General features: G+C 69.0%; 13 protein-coding genes. 3 read left to right on the top strand and 10 right to left on the bottom strand.

What is annotated here, in order from left to right:
• Positions 1-163 precede the first annotated feature (163 nt).
• Complete coding sequence (locus ACFZDL_RS40245) at positions 164-781, top strand: GNAT family N-acetyltransferase (protein WP_353590117.1); 618 nt, start codon at positions 164-166, stop codon at positions 779-781.
• A gap of 123 nt (positions 782-904) precedes the next feature.
• Here ACFZDL_RS40245 and trxA read toward each other — a convergent pair whose 3' ends face one another.
• The 7 genes from trxA to ACFZDL_RS40210 all read right to left on the bottom strand — a co-directional run bounded on the left by trxA (position 905) and on the right by ACFZDL_RS40210 (position 10,773).
• Entirely contained in the window at positions 905-1,234 is a 330-nt protein-coding gene (trxA, locus tag ACFZDL_RS40240) for a thioredoxin (RefSeq protein ID WP_353590118.1), read from the bottom strand.
• A gap of 45 nt (positions 1,235-1,279) precedes the next feature.
• The gene (gene trxB, locus ACFZDL_RS40235; RefSeq protein ID WP_353590119.1) at positions 1,280-2,233 is read right to left on the bottom strand and encodes a thioredoxin-disulfide reductase; all 954 of its coding nucleotides are present in this window, start codon (positions 2,231-2,233) and stop codon (positions 1,280-1,282) included.
• A gap of 159 nt (positions 2,234-2,392) precedes the next feature.
• Positions 2,393-3,373 (bottom strand): hypothetical protein, encoded by a 981-nt coding sequence (locus tag ACFZDL_RS40230; protein WP_353590120.1) that lies wholly within the window; start codon positions 3,371-3,373, stop codon positions 2,393-2,395.
• Positions 3,370-4,059, bottom strand: coding sequence for an RNA polymerase sigma factor SigM (gene sigM, locus ACFZDL_RS40225; RefSeq protein WP_353590121.1), 690 nt, complete (start codon positions 4,057-4,059; stop codon positions 3,370-3,372). The genes ACFZDL_RS40230 and sigM overlap by 4 nt, the downstream gene beginning before the upstream one ends.
• 28 nt (positions 4,060-4,087) lie before the next feature.
• The gene (locus ACFZDL_RS40220; RefSeq protein ID WP_353590122.1) at positions 4,088-5,824 is read right to left on the bottom strand and encodes a protein kinase family protein; all 1,737 of its coding nucleotides are present in this window, start codon (positions 5,822-5,824) and stop codon (positions 4,088-4,090) included.
• A gap of 110 nt (positions 5,825-5,934) precedes the next feature.
• Positions 5,935-8,319, bottom strand: a complete 2,385-nt coding sequence (gene murJ / locus ACFZDL_RS40215; protein WP_353590123.1) for a murein biosynthesis integral membrane protein MurJ — start codon at positions 8,317-8,319, stop codon at positions 5,935-5,937.
• Positions 8,320-8,367: 48 nt separating this feature from the next.
• Positions 8,368-10,773 carry a DUF6049 family protein gene (locus ACFZDL_RS40210; RefSeq protein WP_353590124.1) on the bottom strand — a complete coding sequence of 802 codons (2,406 nt, stop codon included), beginning with the start codon at positions 10,771-10,773 and terminating at the stop codon, positions 8,368-8,370.
• Between the two features lie 180 nt (positions 10,774-10,953).
• Between ACFZDL_RS40210 and ACFZDL_RS40205 the strand changes: the two genes are divergently transcribed.
• Positions 10,954-12,444 (top strand): CCA tRNA nucleotidyltransferase, encoded by a 1,491-nt coding sequence (locus ACFZDL_RS40205; RefSeq protein WP_353590125.1) that lies wholly within the window; start codon positions 10,954-10,956, stop codon positions 12,442-12,444.
• Positions 12,445-12,448: 4 nt separating this feature from the next.
• Here ACFZDL_RS40205 and ACFZDL_RS40200 read toward each other — a convergent pair whose 3' ends face one another.
• The 3 genes from ACFZDL_RS40200 to ACFZDL_RS40190 all read right to left on the bottom strand — a co-directional run bounded on the left by ACFZDL_RS40200 (position 12,449) and on the right by ACFZDL_RS40190 (position 15,809).
• Complete coding sequence (locus ACFZDL_RS40200) at positions 12,449-13,780, bottom strand: MFS transporter (protein ID WP_353590126.1); 1,332 nt, start codon at positions 13,778-13,780, stop codon at positions 12,449-12,451.
• A gap of 166 nt (positions 13,781-13,946) precedes the next feature.
• Positions 13,947-15,029 carry an inositol-3-phosphate synthase gene (locus ACFZDL_RS40195; protein ID WP_353590127.1) on the bottom strand — a complete coding sequence of 361 codons (1,083 nt, stop codon included), beginning with the start codon at positions 15,027-15,029 and terminating at the stop codon, positions 13,947-13,949.
• Positions 15,030-15,080: 51 nt separating this feature from the next.
• Positions 15,081-15,809 carry a PadR family transcriptional regulator gene (locus ACFZDL_RS40190; protein WP_353590128.1) on the bottom strand — a complete coding sequence of 243 codons (729 nt, stop codon included), beginning with the start codon at positions 15,807-15,809 and terminating at the stop codon, positions 15,081-15,083.
• A gap of 357 nt (positions 15,810-16,166) precedes the next feature.
• Here ACFZDL_RS40190 and ACFZDL_RS40185 point away from each other — a divergent pair, with 357 nt between their 5' ends.
• Positions 16,167-18,872: a transglycosylase domain-containing protein gene (locus tag ACFZDL_RS40185; protein ID WP_353590129.1), complete on the top strand. Its 2,706-nt coding sequence runs from the start codon at positions 16,167-16,169 to the stop codon at positions 18,870-18,872.
• Positions 18,873-19,007: the final 135 nt, after the last annotated feature.

Raw genomic sequence — 19,007 nt, 5'->3', positions numbered from 1 at the left:
ATGCGGAGGGCAAGGCCGTGCGATCGGTAAGTCGCACGGGACTGCTGGCAACGGGATTGGGCCTGGGGGCCGTCGGCGGATTCGTCGGCAGTCTGCTCAGGGGGCGTAGTGCGCTGTTGGCCGCTCGGAGTGCGGCCGGCGACGGAAGTGAGGGACTGGCTTCATGGGGCGTCGGCTCGTACCGCTCACGCTGGACAACCTCCCGGACATCCCCAAGCGCTGTCGCGCCTGTGTCTTCTGGGAGCTCGACCCGGTCAGCGGCGAGGCCGCGGTAAGGGCCGGACGTCCGGAGCTGGAGAAGGAAGCATGGATCTCGGCCGTTCTGCTGGAGTGGGGTTCATGCGGCCGAGTGGTCTATGTGGATGATGTGCCGGTGGGCTTTGTGCTCTACGCGCCCCCGGCGTATGTGCCGCGGTCCACGGCCTTTCCGACGAGCCCCGTCGCGGCGGACGCCGTGCAGCTGATGACCGGCTGGCTGATGCCCGGGTACCAGGGGCAGGGTCTGGGCCGGGTGATGGTGCAGACGGTGGCCAAGGATCTGATACGGCGCGGGTTCAAGGCGATCGAGGCCTTCGGGGACGCCACCTGGAAGGAACCGGCCTGTGTGCTGCCCGCGGATCATTTGCTGGCCGTGGGCTTCAAGACGGTACGGCCGCATCCGCGGTATCCGCGGCTGAGGCTGGAGCTGAGGACGACGATCTCCTGGAAGGAGGACGTCGAGCTGGCGCTGGACCGGCTGCTCGGAGCGGTCCAGAAGGAGCCGGCACTGCGGCCGCTGTAGGGCCGCGCGGATGAGACCGGTGCATGCGAAGGCCGGTGTGTGTGGGCCACGGTTTCACGTGAAACATGAAGGGGCTGCCCCAGGCGGGGCAGCCCCTTCATGGTGGAGCGGCGGCTGACGGGGTCAGCCGATGAAGTCGGCCAGGTCGCGCTCGATGGCGGCCTTCGGCTTGGCGCCGACGATGGTCTTGGCAACCTCGCCGCCCTGGTAGACGTTCAGCGTCGGGATCGACATCACGCCGTACTTCGCGGCGGTTGCGGGGTTCTCGTCGATGTTGAGCTTGGCGATGACGATCTTGTCGCCGTGCTCAGCCGCGATGGCTTCCAGGGAGGGAGCGATCTGGCGGCACGGACCGCACCACGCGGCCCAGAAGTCGACGAGCACCGGCTTGTCGCTCTTGAGGACGGTCTCCTCGAAGTCGGCGTCTGTGACGGTCACCGTGGCACCGGCCATGGTTCATCTCCTTTATCGGTTTGGTGCAGAGAGGGGTAGGTGGGGTCAGGCGGTGGCGTTCGCGCTGTCGGCGAGAGCGGCGAGGTACCGCTCGGCGTCCAGCGCGGAGGAACAGCCGGTGCCGGCCGCGGTGATCGCCTGACGGTAGGTGTGGTCCACCACATCGCCCGCGGCGAAGACACCGGGCAGGTTGGTCCGGGTCGAGGGCGAGTCGACCTTCAGGTAACCCTCGTCGTCCAGGTCGAGCTGGCCCTTGAAGAGCTCGGTGCGCGGATCGTGACCGATGGCGATGAACAGTCCGGTGACCGGCAGCTCGGAGGTCTCGCCGGTCTTGACGTCCCGCAGGGTCAGGCCGGAGAGCTTGTTGCCCCCGTGGATCTCGGTGACCTCGCTGTCCCAGATGAAGGAGATCTTGGGGTCGGCGAAGGCGCGCTCCTGCATCGCCTTGCTGGCCCGCAGCGTGTCACGGCGGTGGACCACGGTGACCGACTTGGCGAAGCGGGAGAGGAAGGTCGCTTCCTCCATCGCGGTGTCGCCACCGCCGATGACGGCGATGTCCTGGTCCTTGAAGAAGAATCCGTCGCAGGTGGCACACCAGGAGACTCCGCGGCCGGAGAGCTCGTCCTCGTGGGCCAGGCCCAGCTTGCGGTGCTGCGAGCCGGTGCTGACGATGACTGTCTTGGCTCGGTGGACCGTACCGGAGGAGTCGGTGACGGTCTTGATGTCCTCGCTGAGGTCGACCGAGACAACGTCGTCCGGGACCAGCTCGGCGCCGAAGCGCTCCGCCTGGGCCCGCATGTTGTCCATCAGGTCGGGGCCCATGATCCCGTCACGGAAGCCGGGGAAGTTCTCCACGTCGGTGGTGTTCATCAGAGCACCACCGGCGGTCACGGAGCCTTCGAAGACCAGCGGCTTCAAGGAAGCCCGGGCGGTGTAGAGCGCGGCCGTATAGCCCGCGGGCCCGGAACCGATGATGATCACGTTGCGGACGTCGCTCACGGATGTCTTCCTTGTCTCTGCCGAGTGCCGACTGCTGACTGAGGGCGGCGACGTCCGGAGTTCCCCGGAAATCCCCTGCCACCCCACCCAACGGATCCTACGGGGCGCGCATTCCCGGGTGGTGTCAGGCGGCTCGCCGTGTGCCGTGTGCCGCCCGCCTCAGTCTCGCGGGTAGGTGCGGGCCACGAGGCGGGTGCCGGCGGTCGACGGTGACTGTGCGACGCACGCCGAGTCGATCACAAAGGCGTCGACAAGCTTGCTGTCCGCTCGGTGTGGCAGCACCACGAGATAGACGTCCTTGCCGGCATAGGTGTCCTCCTGCGCGGCAAGCGGGACCTCCGAGCGGCCGGTGCCGGCCTGTACGCAGCTGGGCACCGGGGGGTCCTCGGCGCGCAGCGGCATGTCCGGGGTGTCCTGCGCGCGCACATCGCCGGAGGCGGTCGACGACTTCTGGCCGGCGAGGAGGGCATGCACCCGGGCCTTGAGGGTCGCCGCGGACAGCGTTTCCGTACGGGACGAGGGCTGCCTCTTCGCCGTCTGGGCGTCGGCCGCATTGTCGTCGTGGGCGGAGCCCGACTGGATGAGGAAGGAGCCGAGACCGATCACGGCAGCCGCGCAGGCGGTGCCGAGGACGGCCCTGGGCCAGCGCCGGGCCTGCGGGCGCCGACTGCCCGGCCGGGACTTCGTACGGCCCGGTCCGGTGGTGGCTCGCGGGCGTCCTGCCGGTCGCTCGGCGGCGCCGGACGAGATCGGCGTCGCTTCGCCGCTCGCCTTCCGGGGGCGGGTCGGCTCCGAAGTTTCACGTGAAACGGTCGGAGCCGCGTCGGGTGAGGAGTCGAGCGTCGAAGTTTCACGTGAAACATCGGCGCGGTCATCCGGGGTGGTCGCGTCGAGGAGGGCTTCGGCGGCGAGCGCCGCGTCGATGCGCCCCGCGATATCGGCCGGCATCTGCACCGGACCGGGCAATGTCCCCAGCAGCGACCTGATCTCGTCCAGGGAGGCTCGTACCTCGGCACACAGCTCACAGGCGGAGAGGTGGCCGCGGACATGGGCGGTGCGGTCGGGGGGCAGCAGCCCTTCGGTGAGTGCGGAGATCTCCGTGACCTCCGGATGCTCATCCGTGTCGGTCGACGATGTCACGCTCGGCCACCTCCGCCCTTCACGGCATCTGCGTCGTTCGGTCCTGCCGCCGGTGGGACGGATGTCCCCTGCGTCCGGTTCCTTGCCCCGCGCGGCGAGTCGCTACCCCTCCCGTTCGGATGGAGATGGGTCAGCATGGGCAGCAGGCGTGCGCGTCCCCGAGCACAGCGGCTTTTGACCGTGCCGGTGGGGACCTCCAGGATTTTTGCGGCTTCGGCCACGGGATAGCCCTGCATGTCGACGAGTACGAGGGCCGCCCGCTGCTCGGGGGGCAGGGTGCGGAGCGCGCGGAGCAGTTCACGGTGGAGATCTCCGCGCTCCGCGGGAGCGGCCGCCGACTCGTGGGGTTCCAGCAATTGCTCCAGCCGCTCCGTCTCGGCGACGGGGGAGGTACGACGGGAGGCGGCCTTACGGGCCCGGTCCAGGCAGGCGTTCACGGTGATGCGGTGGAGCCAGGTGGTGACGGCCGACTGGCCCCGGAAGGTATGAGCGGCCCGGTAGGCGGACACGAGCGCGTCCTGGACCGCGTCGGCGGCCTCCTCACGGTCGCCGAGGGTGCGCAGCGCCACCGCCCAGAGTCTGTCGCGGTGGCGTCGCACGAGTTCACCGAAGGCATCCGGGTCGCCGGCGACATGGCGCTTGAGCAGGTCGCCGTCGCTCGTGTCGCCGAATCTGGCGTTGTCCACCCTGGAGCCCCCTCCCCGCCCGGCCGGCTCAGCCGGTGAACTTCACGTCCGTGATGGCTTGCTTGTAGGGGTTTTCGTAGTTGGGTTCTGGGGCGGAGTAGGGAAGTGCCGTGAACCAGACGAGGACGTAGCGGGTCTTCACCTTGCTCTTGATCTTCAGCTCGGCGGACTTGCTCGTGGTCTTGACCGAGTCGAGTTTTCTCAACGAAGCGACAGGGGCGGACGCCGAGACGGACGGGGAGAGGGAATCCGTGGCGTACAGCGAGACCTCCGTGTAGGAGCCTCCGTACTGCAACCCGAGGGAGGCGCTGTCCAGCGTCCGCTTCGAGCCGAGGTCGTAGATGATTCCGACGCCCTTCTTGACGCTCGGGGCGAAATGCGGACCGTCGATGTAGCTGCTGGTGCGCCAGGTGGTCGACGCGTCCCCGTCGTAGGTGAGCTTGGCCTGGGCGAGGTTCTGCGGGCTGCCGTCGGGAGCGAACTCCTTGGCGTTGACGATTTTGATCGGCTTGCTGGCCGGCTTCGTGGGCTTGTCGTCGTTCCCCTTCTGCTGGGACCGGCTCGGAGGGGACTTCTTCTCCTCCTTGAGGAGGGTGTCCGCGAGCTGCCAGCTGCCGAGGCCGAGGGCCGCGATCAGAAGGGCCGAGACGGTCCACTTGAGGGCCTTGCCGGTGCGGCTCTGCAGCGGGGGCGGGGGCGGCACGGGGGCGGCCGGGCCGGTGGCGAGGGACGGGCGGCCGCGGTGCGGCGGCTGGCCGTAGACACCCTGCTGGTACGTGGTGCGCTGGAAGGCGTCCGGGGCCGTGAAGGCGGGCTCCGGCGGGCGGATCCGCGGCATGGCGGCGACGGCCTTGGACAGCTCCTCGGGGGTGGTGCAGGGCTGGTCCTGCCGGGAGGCGGTGGCGCCGTCGTTGACGAGCGCGCGCATCGCCAGCTCGGACAGGCCGCGGTGGACCCCCGCGCGGACCTGGTCGGGCGCGATCAGCCCGACGCCCTTGGGCAGCCCGGACAGGCCGTAGGCGTCCCTCTCGTACGGCCAGCGCTGGGTCAGCGCGGCGTACAGCAGCGCGCCGATGGCTTCGGTGTCGGTGCGCTGCGGGTGGTCGGAGCTGATGCCGCGCAGGGCGGCCATGACGGCGAGGCCGCGGATGCGGTACTGGCCCGATTCGGTGCGCAGCACGGAGCCGGGGTTGAGCCGCAGATGCGCGAGGCCTTCGCGGTGGGCGGCGGCCATGGCCTGGGACACCTGGCTGACGAGCTGGTAGGCGTCGTGCGGCTCGAGCGGCCCGGAGGCGAGTACGGCGGTGAGTTCGGTGGCGTCGGGAAGCCACTCGTGGACCACGTAGACGAGGTCGTTCTCCTCGACGGCGTCGAGGACTTGGACGAAGCGGGGGTCGCCGAGCAGCGCCGCCGAACGGGCGGCGGCCAGCACCGGGCGGGCCCGCGGATGGTCGGCCGGCAGCACGTGGACTCCGACGGCGCGGCGGAGTTTCTCGTCCACGGCACGCCAGCTGCTGAATCCGTCCAGACGGGTGACGCATTCCTCCAGGCGGTAGCGTCTGGCCAACTTGTGGCCGCTGTGCAGCTCGGGGGCGCTCGTGTCGGCCGCGGCACCCTTGGTGTCGGTGCCCGCGGCCTTCGCTTCCTTATCGGCTTTCGTTTCGGTTCCCACCCCGTCGGACGTGGCCTTGCCCGCCTCGGCGGTCAGCGAGTCATCTCCGCTGTTGTCGGCCACGTCGACGGCAGCCGTGCTCCGTTCCGCCACCGTCGTTCCTGCCTCCCCATCCGTTGCGCCTACTCCGAGCCAAGACAATTGTGCCCACAGTCCGCCGCTATGCACGACACACGGTGGCAGACGATGGTTGTGCTGAACGATCAGCGACCAAGTCGTCCGCGGACCATACCGACCATGGCGGTCAGCTCCTCAATGCGCATCCGTTTCGCCGCAATGTAGAAGACCGCGATAAGAACGAGCCCACCACCGGCCAGAGCCGCTAGGGAGCCCGCCATGCCGGCGCCCAGGGCCCCGGTGATGACGTAGGCGGCCGCTCCGCCGATGAGGGTGGCCGGGATGCCCGCTCCCACCAGACGGGTGTAGGTGCGGATGACGTGCCGGCCGTCCAGATCGCCGCCCAGCAGCTTGCGGAGCCGCTTCCAGGCCACGCCCACGCCGATGGCGTAGGCCAGGCCGTAGGAGGCGGCCATGCCGGCCACGGCCCACCGGGCGGGGAGGATGAGGTAGCAGAGCCCGGAGGCGGCGGCGTTGACGGCGGCGACGATCACCGTGTTGTAGAAGGGGGTGCGGGTGTCTTCGTAGGCGTAGAAGCCGCGCAGGACGACGTACTGCACCGAGAACGGGATGAGTCCCAGGCCGAAGGCCATGAGGATGTAGCCCATCGAGCGGGCCTGCTCGGTGCCTGAGGAGCCGAACAGCAGGGTGCACATGGGGATGCCGAGAGCGACGAACCCGAGGGCGAGCGGGACGATGGCGACGGCGGAGGTGCGCAGGCCCTGCGAGATGTCGTCGCGGACCGCGCCGGTGTCCCCGTCGTGGGCCGCGCGGGAGATCCGGGGCAGCAGGGCGGCCATGACGGAGACCGTGATGATCGCCTGCGGCATTCCCCAGATGAGCTGGGCGCTCTGGTAGCCGAGGAGACCGGTGCCGGGGAAGCCCTGGTTGTTGGCCTTGGTGCCGGCCGCGGTGGCGAGCCGGGTCACCACGACGTTGCCCGCCTGGTTGGCGAGCACGAACAGCACGGTCCACTTGGCGAGCTTGGCGGCCTTGCCCAGGCCGTGGCCGCGCCAGTCGAAACGGGGCCGGAAGCGGAAGCCGGCGGCCCGGAGATAGGGGAACATCGCCAGCGCCTGGACGGTGAGGCCGAGGAGGGTGCCCACGCCCAGCAGCCGGACCCCTTCGGGGGTGACGGAGCCGGGCGCCATCTTGGAGGAGCTGAAGGTGCCGAACACCCAGATGAACAGACCGAAGCTGGCGATGACGACGATGTTGTTGAGGACCGGGGTCCACATCATGGAGCCGAAGCTGCCCCGCGCGTTGAGGATCTGGCCGACCACGACGTGCACGCCCATGAAGAAGATGGTGGGCAGGCAGTAGCGTGCGAAGGCGACCGCCACCTCGTTGGCGTGGGGGTCGCCCGCGATGGACGGCGAGAGCATACGGACCAGCGTGGGGGCCGCGAACACCGACACCGCGACGAGAGCCGCGAGGACGACCATCACCAGGGTCAGCAGGCGGTTGGCGTAGGCGTCGCCGCCGTCCTCGTCCTCCTTCATGGAGCGCACGAGCTGCGGGACGAAGACGGAGTTGAGGCCGCCGCCCACGGTGAGGAAGTAGATCATCGCGGGCAGCTGGTAGGCGACCGCGTAGGTGTCGCCGAGGGTGCCCGCACCGATGGCGGCGACGATCACCACCTGACGGACGAAGCCGGTCAGCCGGGAGACCAGCGTTCCGGCCGCCATCACCGCGCTGGACTTCAGCAGGTTCGCCGCACGGCCGCCCGAGCGTTTCTGCTCGGGCTCGGCCGTCTCCGGCTCGGCCACTGCCGCGGCCGCCCCCGCGGGGGCGGCCGACTGGGCGGGAACGGGGCCGGGTGGTTCGGACACCGGCGCCTGCCCCTGCGGGGGGCCTGCGGGCGGATACCCGGCCGGGGGCTGCTGGGGGCGCTGCGGCTCGTAGGGCTGCTGGTCGCGGAAGAGGTGCGCGAAGGCGTCCGGCTGCTGCTGATCCCCGGCGTCGTAGCCGGCTTGCGGGCCGGTGCCCAGATACTGCGTGGCCTCGATGTCGCCGCCGTACTGCTGGGGGGCGGGGCCCTGGGGGGTGGCGGCCTCGGGCGACCACAGCCTCGGATCGTGCCCCTGCGGAGGGGCGGGCTGCTGCTGGTACGGCTGCTGGTAGCCGCCGGACTGAGGCGCGTGGTACCCGCCCTGGCCCTGGTCGTACAGCGGATCCGTCAGCGGATCGTGGCCGTAGGAGTCCTGCCGTCCCGCGTAGGGGTCCTGCGCCGTGTAGGGGTAGGGCGTAAACGAACCGGTGACGTACGGATCCTGCATATAGGGGTCCTGTACGTACGGCAGCTGGCTGTATGAGATGTCGCGGGGGTCCCCCAGGTACGGGTCCTGTTGGTGCGGCTCCGGTCCGTAAGGGCTCTGGTGGGCGTACGGGCCGCTCTGCGGCGGCGGTACCCGGCCGGCGGGGTCATTGCCCGCGCCATGGCCGCGATCACCGTCATACGGCGCGTTCATCGCCACCCCACCTCATCGTCCGCTGCGGCCGGTCGGCCATGCCATTGCTCAATGGTCCACTTTCTCACCTGAGCCGGATGGGCCAGCGCTTTGCGATCCGGTGTCCGGCGCCGGGTCACTCGCCTGCCCGGGCACCAGGGCGCGCGGGCGCTCCCCCTCGCCGGGCTCGGTCCCCTCGTCCTCCGCCGCTTCTCCGTCCTGTTCTCCGTCCTGCTTCTCGCCGTTCCCCGCAGCGTCTTCATCACTCCTGGCGGCGGACCGCTTGCGCTGGAGGTAGATCCGGATCCCGGCGAGAACGAGCAGCAGCACCCCGCCCGCGATCACCAGAATGACCGTGGACGTGATTTCGGTGACATTCACCTTGAAGGACATCTCGGGGCCGTAGGCCTGGCCGTCCACGGTGTACAGCTGGGCCGTCACCCAGGCGCGTCCGTTCGCGTTGGCCGTGGTGCCGAACTTCACCGACTGGCTGTGCCCGCCCTGGACCGTGACCACCTGGGGGTCGCTGACCGCCAGGCGGTTGCCCTGCTGGGACCGGAGGACCAGCCGCAGCTCAACGGGTTGCAGAAGGTTGTTCTGGACGGTCACCGGAATCGTGGCGCTGCGCCCGGACAGGGTCATGTCCGTCTTGTTGACGAGGCGCACCTTCTCGGTGAGGCCCTGGAGGTAGGCCTGGACGGAGTCGCGGAACCCTGTCGCGCCCCGCGGGTCGTTGCGCCACGAGGTGGAGATCTCCCGCATGATCGCGGTGCCGAACGGGGTGACCACGCGGTCCTTGGCGGTGAGGATCACCTCGAACTTGTCGAGGGCGGCCTGGGTCTCCTGGATCTTCCGGAATCCGTCGGTGGACAACTCCTGGCGGCGCAGTGCGGCCGGGTAGGAGCGGGCGGCGGGGACCCGCTGGGTGGCGCGCGGATCGGGCTGGGCCTTGGCGGCCTGCCCCAGGCTGAGCGGCTGCGTCCAGCGTCCGGTCAGGCCGCCCAGGGCGGCCGCCATGGCCTGCGCCTGGCTGGCGGTGGGCATCCGCTGGGGGGCCACGACGACACTGCGCTGCTTGTCCGGCGCCTGCAGGGTCAGCATCTGGGTCTGGGCGAGGAACCGCTGGACGGCCAGCGTGGCGTTCTCCGCCCGCGTCATGTCGCCCGTGAAGGCGGTGGACAGCCGTGCGTCCGCGACCACCGCCGTATTGCCTCCGCCGATCTGGCGGGCCGCGGTGGGGGTGTACTGCAGGCCGCCGTTCTCGCGCAGGCTGTCGCTTCGGGCGATGATGTTGTGTGCGCCGGCGGAGGTGGCGACGTCCACGATCGAGGAGTCGACGGCGCCGTTCACCGGCCAGGCGAAGTCTGTGCGGGGCCTCACATGCAGGATGGTGTCCACGGTCGTCGAGGCGAGCGTGGTGGCGTTCTGGAGGTGGCTGAGGGCGCCCGTGACGTTCTTGCCGCGGTGTGCGAGCGAGGCGAGGTCGGGATCGGCGAAGGGCAGGGCCACCACCTGGTGTCCCTCGACAGCCTGCTCCAGGTCGTTGAGCCACTGCTTGGCCACGGTCTGGCCCCGGCCGTCCGTCGTCTCGTCCTCCGTCTGGCCCTGGACCTCGTACGGCTTGGTCATCGCGTCGACCGTGGCGAGCAGGTCCGGGTCGATCACCCAGGTGACCGGCAGGTTCTTGCCCAGGGCCACGAGCTGCTGCAGCCGTCCGCCGGGGGCGAGCTCGGCCACGAGGTCGTCGTTCTGGAAGATCGGCGTCTGCTGCTCATCGGCGCCTGTCCGGGCGGTCAGGTGGGTGGAGGAGATGAGCGGCCACAGATAGGTGAGCTTGCTCTTCTTGGGAGCGTCGGTCGGCTGCCAGGGCAGGAAGGTCCGCTCGATGCCCATGACCTGCGGCCAGGGCTGGCTCCGTGTCTGGCCGGTGAGGGCGACACCGAGCTGATAGACGCCGCTCTCGCCGAGCTGGAGGTCCCTCACCGGTATGGAGAGGGCGAAGTCACGGCTGATACCGGCGGAAAGGCTGCCGATCTTCTGCTCGTACTTCTCGGCGACCTCGGTGCCGTCGAGGCCGATCTCATAGCCCTTCCGCTTGGCGGCCGTGTCGATGTCGCTGCGGCCGTTCATGGTCGGGCCGACCCTGAGGCTGACGTAGGAGCTTTTGATCGTCGAGCGGCCGTTGTTGGTGACGGTGCCGCTGATGGTGAGCGTATCGCTCTTCGAAGGGGCGACGGGGGTGAGCGAGTCGATGGAGACGTCAACGGTGCGCGAGCCGCTCGCCTTGGCCTGGGCCGGCGCGGCCTGGGTGTGCGCGGTCCGGGCCGGGGCGGTCTGGGCGTGGGCACCGGGAGCCGCCGGGATCTGCAGCACGCCCGCGAGGACGGGCGCCGCGGTGAGGAGTGCCGCCGTGCGCCGCAGCCATCGACGGGCGCGAGCGGAAGTTGTCCCCTGGAGCTCTGCCGGCTCGGCCACGCGCTCGCCCGTCCCTCGTCGTCAGTGGTCGTCAGTGGTCACACCAAAATGCGTCCACGAAATGGTAACGATGCCCGCTGTGACGAAGTGCTGTGGAGGGCTCCACAAGATCGTCACCGGTTCGATGCGTCCGCTCGGCGAGGAGGCTCCGGGGCGTGCGGCCACGTACCCTGTTCTGTTGTGCCGAACGCCAACACTGACAGCCACCACCCGCAGTCGACCAACGAGCTCAGCCAGGTGCAGCGCCGCGCCGTGGGCGAGCTCCTGCGGGTGTCTCCCGTAGCCGACGACCTCGCCCGCCGCTTCGAGGCGGCCGGGTTCGGCCTTGCCCTGGTCGGCGGATCGGTACGGGACGCGCTGCTGGGCCGTCTCGGTAACGATCTGGACTTCACCACGGACGCCCGTCCTGAGGACGTGCTGAAGATCGTCCGCCCTTGGGCCGACGCGGTCTGGGAGGTCGGCATCGCCTTCGGCACCGTCGGCTGTCGCAAGGAGGGTGGAAACGGAAACGGGTCGAGTCAGAGCTTCCAGATCGAAATCACGACTTATCGGTCAGAAGCGTACGACCGTACGTCGAGGAAGCCCGAGGTCTCCTACGGCGACTCCATCGACGAAGACCTGGTCCGTCGGGACTTCACGGTCAACGCGATGGCCGTCGCGCTCCCGCGGAAGGAATTCATCGACCCGCACCACGGTCTGGAAGACCTCGCCGCGAAGGTGCTGCGCACACCCGGCACCCCTGAGGAGTCCTTCTCCGACGACCCGCTGCGGATGATGCGCGCCGCGCGCTTCGCCGCCCAGCTCGACTTCGATGTGGCGCCCGAGGTGATCGCCGCGATGAAGGCGATGGCCGGGCGGATCGAGATCGTCTCGGCGGAGCGGGTGCGTGACGAGCTCAACAAGCTGATCCTGGCCGCCCGCCCGGTCAAGGGGCTGCGGCTCCTGGTCGACACCGGGCTCGCCGACCATGTCCTCCCGGAGCTTCCGGCGCTGCGCCTGGAGCGTGATGAGCACCACCGTCACAAGGATGTCTACGAGCACACGCTGACCGTGCTGGAGCAGGCCATCGCCCTGGAGAAGGACGGGCCCGATCTGGTGCTGCGGCTGGCGGCTCTGCTGCATGACATCGGGAAGCCCAGGACTCGTCGCTTCGAGAAGGACGGCCGGGTCTCCTTCCACCACCATGAGGTGGTGGGGGCCAAGATGACCAAGTCGCGGATGACCAAGCTCAAGTACTCCAACGAACTGGTGAAGGACGTCTCCCACCTGGTCGAGCTGCATTTGCGCTTCCACGGCTATGGCACCGGCGAGTGGACGGACTCGGCGGTCCGGCGCTACGTACGGGACGCGGGACCGCTGCTGGAGCGGCTGCACAAGCTGACCCGCTCGGACTGCACCACGCGTAACAAGAGGAAGGCCAGCGCTCTGTCGCGCGCGTACGACGGGCTCGAGGAGCGCATCGCGCGGCTGCAGCAGCAGGAGCAGCTGGATGCCATCCGGCCGGACCTGGACGGCAACGAGATCATGAAGATTCTGGGGATCGGGCCGGGTCCGCAGGTCGGCAAGGCGTACAAACACCTGCTGGAGCTGCGGCTGGAGCACGGCCCCATGGAGCGGGACGCCGCCGTCGTGGCGCTTCAGGAATGGTGGGCGGCTCAGCCCCAGGGCTGACGCATCAGGTTTCACGTGAAACATCGGTCTGCCCCACCTCACGTTCGCCATGTTTCACGTGAAACATGGCGACGAGGGCGGTCGCCGCGTAGAGCGCGGCCACCAGGATCACCAGGGCGACCGAGCGTCCGTCGGGAGGCAGCGTCAGCGCGGCGACCGCTGCTCCCCCGACGAAGGCCACATTGAAGAGGACGTCGTACAGGGAGAAGATCCGGCCGCGGAAGTCGTCGGCGATCGAGGACTGCACAACGGTGTCGGTGGCGATCTTGGCGCCCTGGGTGACGAGGCCGAGGACGAAGGCGGCGGCCAGCATCGGGGCCGGTTCGAAGGGCAGCCCCAGCCCCGGCACCAATACGGTCGCGGCCGCCGCGCACACCACCATCCAGCGCAGCCGGCCGTCCGTGTGGGAGGCGGGACTCAGCCGGGCCACCGCTCCGGGCGTGACCACCGCCGCCGTGAAGAAACCCGCACCCGAGACGGCCACGGCGAGTCCCAGGAGCGCCAAGCCCTCCGACTCGGTCTTGGCCCATGCGTAGCGACAGAGCATCAACACCATCACCGTCAGCGCTCCGTAGCAAAAACGCATCGCTGTCATCCCCGACAGAGCCACCGTGGGATCTCGGCGCTCCAAGAGATGGCGTACACCGGCGACCAGGCCGCGCACGGTGCTCAACAGCGCCGCGCCAAGGCGCGGCTGGAGTGCCGATGGATCGGGCCCCAGCAGTCCGGGCGCCATCCTCAGCGCCGCGACCGCGGCGCTGAGATAGAGCGTCGCGCCCATCAGGACCACAACGGCGTCCGACGATGCGCCGGTCGGGACCGCGATGCGCACGACGAGGGCCAGGGCGCCGCCGACGGTGGCGGCGAGCGTTCCCGCGGTCGGAGACAGGGCGTTGGCCATGATCAAGCGCTCCTGGCTGTCCACGACGCGCGGCAGTGAGGCGGAGAGACCGGCCAGAACGAAGCGGTTGACGCCCGTGACCGACAAGGCGGAGACGTAGAAGAGCCAGTCGGGAACCTGCGCGAGGATCAGAACGGCCGTTCCGGCGGCCAGTCCGGAGCGCAGGGCGTTGCCGTGGAGAAGGACCTGGCGGCGGCGCCACCGGTCCAGCAGGACGCCGGCGAAGGGGCCCAGCAGGGAATAGGGGAGCAGGAGGACCGCCATGGCGGAGGCGATCGCCGCGGCCGAGGTCTCCTTCTCGGGGGAGAAGACCACATGAGTGGCCAGCGCGACCTGGTAGACGCCGTCGGCCAGCTGGGACAGCAGGCGAACGGCCAGGAGGTGCCGGAAGTCGCGCAGCTGTAGCAGTACGCGGAGATCACGCACAACGGGCATGACGCCAGCCTCACACACCACACGGGCCTCCGGGTGGATTACCCGGAGGCCCGTGATCAAGCCGCGCTCTGCGGCACCTGCGCAGCGTTGTGTCTCGCTAGCGCACGGCGCTGTGTCTCGCTAGCGCGCAGCATCGTGTCTCGCTAGCGCACAGCGCTGTGTCTCGCTAACGCTCGACTTCACCCTTGATGAACTTCTCGACGTTCTCCCGCGCCTGGTCGTCGAAGTACTGCACCGGCGGCGACTTCATGAAGTACGAGGAGGCCGAGAGGATCGGGCCCCCGATGCCGCGGTCCTTGGCGATCTTCGCGGCACGCAGCGCGTCGATGATGACGCCCGCGGAGTTCGGGGAGTCCCACACCTCGAGCTTGTACTCCAGGTTCAGCGGGACATCGCCGAACGCGCGGCCCTCCAGCCGGACATAGGCCCACTTGCGGTCGTCCAGCCAGGCCACGAAGTCGGACGGGCCGATGTGGACGTTGTCCTCGCCCAGCTCGCGGTCCGTGATCTGGGAGGTGACGGCCTGCGTCTTGGAGATCTTCTTGGACTCCAGGCGCTCACGCTCCAGCATGTTCTTGAAGTCCATGTTGCCGCCGACGTTCAGCTGCATGGTGCGGTCCAGGACCACGCCGCGGTCCTCGAACAGCTTGGTCAGCACCCGGTGCGTGATCGTGGCGCCGACCTGGGACTTGATGTCGTCCCCGACGATCGGCACGCCCGCCTCGGTGAACTTGTCCGCCCACTCCTTGGTGCCGGCGATGAAGACCGGAAGCGCGTTGACGAAGGCGACCTTGGCGTCGATGGCGCACTGGGCGTAGAACTTCGCGGCGTCCTCGGAACCCACCGGGAGGTAGCAGACCAGAACGTCGACCTGCTGGTCCTTGAGGACCTGGACGACGTCGACCGGGGTCTCCTCGGACTCGTCGATCGTCTGGCGGTAGTACTTGCCCAGGCCGTCGAGGGTGTGGCCGCGCTGGACGGTGACACCGGTCGAGGGCACGTCGCAGATCTTGATGGTGTTGTTCTCGCTGGCGCCGATCGCGTCGGCGAGGTCGAGGCCGACCTTCTTCGCGTCCACGTCGAACGCGGCCACGAACTCCACATCACGCACGTGGTACTCGCCGAACTGCACATGCATCAGACCCGGCACGCGAGTGTCCGGGTCGGCGTCCTTGTAGTACTCGACGCCCTGCACCAGCGAGGCGGCGCAGTTGCCCACGCCGACGATGGCTACACGAACCGAACCCATTCCGGTTGCTCCCTGTGTGTACTCGACGAAGCCCTGCGGATATGCGGGGCCTCACTTGGCGGTGTCATCGGACGGATCCGGCCGGGAACCACCCCGGTGCCGGGGCAGGCCGCCCGTATCTCCTGACTGGTCCTGCTCTCCTGGCGGATCGAGCTCGAGTGACCGGCCCCGTTCCTGCTCCTGGGGCAGGTCCTGGCCCGCGGGGCCGCCGCGCTGGTCGCGCCCGGCCCGCTCGCTCTCAATCAGCTCGTTCAGCCAGCGGACTTCACGCTCCACCGACTCCATGCCATGCCGCTGCAGCTCGAGGGTGTAGTCGTCAAGCCGCTCACGGGTACGGGCCAAAGAAGCGCGCATCTTCTCCAGGCGCTCCTCGAGGCGGCTGCGCCGCCCCTCCAGGACCCGCATCCGCACATCCCGCGACGTCTGGCCGAAGAAGGCGAAGCGGACGCCGAAGTGCTCGTCTTCCCACGCGTCCGGGCCGGTGTGAGCGAGCAACTCCTCGAAACGCTCTTTCCCCTCCGCCGTCAACCTGTAGACGATTTTCGCGCGGCGGCCGGCGAGCGTCGTCGCGAGAGCTTCCTCGGGCGCGCTGCCGGGCTCCTCGATCAACCAGCCGTTGGCGACCAGCGTCTTGAGGCATGGATAGAGGCTGCCGTAACTGAACGCACGGAACACCCCAAGCGAGGTGTTGAGGCGTTTGCGCAGCTCATACCCGTGCATCGGGGACTCGCGGAGCAGGCCGAGGACGGCGAACTCAAGGATGCCTGAGCGTCTGCCCATTCCCGCCTCTCCTGTCTCCCGGGTCCTTTATGCCGAGCTGATGTATCGGCTCGATACATCCAGACGATAGAACCGCGATCCTGGTGCGAACAAGGGGAGCCATGGTGAACGGCGTCACATCATCAATTCGTGGGACGCAAAGTGACTGTTATGGAGTGAAGATCACGCCTCGGCTGGTTTTGGCCGTGCGTACTCTGTTCGCCATGCACAGCACTGGGAACCAAGCGACGCCCGCAGGCGTCCTCGTCCTGGATGCAGTGTGCCCGGTTGCCGGTGGCGGCCGGAGCGCACATCGGGGGGACCGAAAGCCACCTGCCGCTTTCAGGCGATAGCGCCTGCCCGAGGAGTAGTCGTTCCATGAGCGAGCACCGTCGCAAGCCGCCGCAGCCACAGAGCGGCGGACGAGCAGCGGCCCGACGCGCCGCGCAGCAGTCTTCAGGCCGCCGCGCGGCCCAACCGCGTAGCGTCACCGGGTCGGAATCCGCCCCGCACGGGGAGGAGCGTCCTTATGGTGGCCGGGCCGAAGCCCGGCGCGCCGCACAGCGCGGCGGCAGCCGCAGACGAGGAGCCGATCCCGATGCCGGGGGCGCGGGCCGTGGTGGCCACGGCGGCGGCCGGCGCGCCACCGGCGGTGGCCGGGGCGGCCGCGGCCGTGGAGCGGGAGGCGATGGGCGGCCCGCGAAGAAGCGCTTCATCGATTACCCACGCGCGGGTAAGGACGGCTTCCGGCGCTGGGTCCCGTCCTGGAAGCTGGTGACCGGGACCTTCCTCTTCTTCTTCGCGATGCTCGTCGGTGCCGTGGGCATCGGGCTGTGGCTGGTGGAGGTGCCCACCGCGCAGGCCGCGTCCAAGGTCGAGAAAAACGTCTACTACTGGGCAGACGGCAAGCAGATGGTGGTCTCGGGCAAGGGCGAATACAACCGCCAGATCGTGCCGCTGAGCGAGATCGACGAGGACTTGCAGAACGCGGTGATCTCCGCGGAGAACGCCAGCTTCTACGACGACGCCGGCGTCGACCCGATGGGTATCGCGCGAGCCGTGGTCAACATGGCCAAGGGCGGGGCGACACAGAGTGGCTCCACGATCACCCAGCAGTTCGTGAAGAACACCTACCTCGACCAGTCGCAGACCCTCACGCGCAAGGCCAAGGAGCTGTTCATCTCCATAAAGGTCGGCGCGACCATGGACAAGGACGACATCCTCGCCGGCTATCTGAACACCGCGTACTACGGGCGCGGCGCCTATGGCTGCCAGGCGGCGGCCCGCGCGTACTACGACACGGACTGCAAGGACCTGAGCCCGAGCCAGAGCGCCTTCCTCGCGGCCACCCTCAACGGCCCCAACCTCTACGACCCGGCCGGCGGCTACGGCGCCAACGCGAGCAAGGACGCGAACAGGAAGCGGGCCGAGCTGCGCTGGGCGTGGATCCTCAAGCGCGAGGTCGAGGTGGGGAAGATGAAGGAGGCCGAGAGGCAGAAGGCGCTCGACGAGAAGTTCCCGATGCCCCGGAAGCCGAAGATCGCGACGAACAAGGAAGGCCAGATCGGTTATCTCACCGAGCTCGCCGACAACTACATCATCGCGAACACGAAGATCACCAAGACCATGCTGGACAGGGGTGGTTACCAGATCCACACCACCTTCGACCGGAACAAGATGAACCAGCTCGAGACGGCCGTGAAGAAGGTGACGAAGGAGAACATCAAGCCGGATGTGCGGCCGAAGTATGACAAGTACGTGCAGTTCGGCGGGGCCTCGGTGGAGCCCAAGACGGGCAAGATCGTCGCCATCTACGGCGGTAAGAACGCCCTGGAGCACTACACCAACAACGCCGACTACACCGGCGTCCAGGTGGGCTCCACCTTCAAGCCGTTCGTGCTGGCCGCCGCCATGAAAGACGGCGTCCGTGACAAGAACGGGGAGCGCGACCAGCCCGACGCGATGCGCACCCCCGTCTCTCCCAACAGCGTCTACGACGGCGACAACAAGCTGACGCTGCGGGACTACAACGGGACCGTCTGGCACGACAAGGACGGCAAGGAGTGGCACCAGCGGAACGACGGTGACGAGGACAAGGGCAAGATCACCCTGCGTACCGCGATGCAGTACTCAGTGAACACCCCATACATCCAACTGGGCATGGACGTCGGCACCGACAAGGTGCGGGACGCCGCGCTCGCCGCGGGCCTCAGCAAGGATCAGATGGCCTCGATCACCCCGACGTTCTCCCTGGGCACCTCGGCCCCCAGTGCCATCCGGCTCGCCGGTGCGTACGCGACCTTCGCGGCCAGCGGCAAGCAGGCCGATCCGTACTCGGTCGACTCGGTCGAGCACAAGGGCCGGGAGGTCTACAACCACGAGGAGGTCGCCAAGCTCACGACGGCGTTCGACGCGAGTGTGGCCGACAACGTCACCGACGTCCTGGAGAACGTCGTCGAGCACGGCACCGGTACCGCGGCGCAGATCGGCCGTCCCGCCGCGGGCAAGACCGGCACCACCGACGAGAACAAGTCGGCCTGGTTCTCCGGCTACACCCCGCAGCTGTCCACCGCGATCGGCATGTGGCGGGTGGACGACAAGGCCAAGAAGCAGAAATTCCTCTCCATGCGCGGCGTGGGCACCGGCGACCCGAATGCGTCGATCCACGGAGCCTCGTTCCCGGCCGAGATCTGGGCCGACTACATGCGCGAGGCGATGAAGGGCAAGAAGGTCGTGAACTTCCCGGAGCCCGAGCCGATCGGAAAGAAGATCTTCGGCGACGGCGCGAGCCCCACCCCGACGCCCTCCAAGACCACCACGCAGCCCCCGTCCGAGACGCCTTCCGAGACGCCCAGCGAGACGCCGTCCTCGGAGACGCCGTCCAACAGCCCCTCCCCGACGCAGACCTGCGACCCGCTGGAGATCGGCTGCAACGACAACGGCGGAGGCAACGGCAACGGAGGAGCCAACAACGGGGGCAACGGCAACGGAGGCAATGGAGGCGACGGGGGCGGCGGCACCAGTACTCCGACTACGGAGACACCAGGCGGCGACAACGGAGGCTGGTTCGGCGGAGGCGGCTGAGCCCCCGGCGAGCGACCCTCGCCCCCCACCACCATCGGCGGGGGGGGGGGGGGGGGGCCCCCCCCCCCCGGGGCGCCCCCCCCCGGGGGCCCCCCCCCCCGGCGCGGGGGGGCCCCGCCGCAAACCCCCGGCGCC

It is taken from the genome of Streptomyces sp. NPDC007917, from assembly GCF_042959105.1.
GTDB lineage: Bacteria > Actinomycetota > Actinomycetes > Streptomycetales > Streptomycetaceae > Streptomyces.
The sequence above is the reverse complement of the archived record's forward strand: the minus strand, read 5'-3'. Positions and strand labels throughout refer to the sequence as shown.

Coding starts and splice junctions, on each gene's coding strand:
- ACFZDL_RS40245 (WP_353590117.1), top strand. CDS start 164: ATGGGGCGTCGGCTCGTACCGCTCACGCTGGACAACCTCCCGGACATC.
- trxA (WP_353590118.1), bottom strand. CDS start 1,234: ATGGCCGGTGCCACGGTGACCGTCACAGACGCCGACTTCGAGGAGACC.
- murJ (WP_353590123.1), bottom strand. CDS start 8,319: ATGAACGCGCCGTATGACGGTGATCGCGGCCATGGCGCGGGCAATGAC.
- ACFZDL_RS40200 (WP_353590126.1), bottom strand. CDS start 13,780: ATGCCCGTTGTGCGTGATCTCCGCGTACTGCTACAGCTGCGCGACTTC.
- ACFZDL_RS40195 (WP_353590127.1), bottom strand. CDS start 15,029: ATGGGTTCGGTTCGTGTAGCCATCGTCGGCGTGGGCAACTGCGCCGCC.
- ACFZDL_RS40190 (WP_353590128.1), bottom strand. CDS start 15,809: ATGGGCAGACGCTCAGGCATCCTTGAGTTCGCCGTCCTCGGCCTGCTC.
- ACFZDL_RS40185 (WP_353590129.1), top strand. CDS start 16,167: ATGAGCGAGCACCGTCGCAAGCCGCCGCAGCCACAGAGCGGCGGACGA.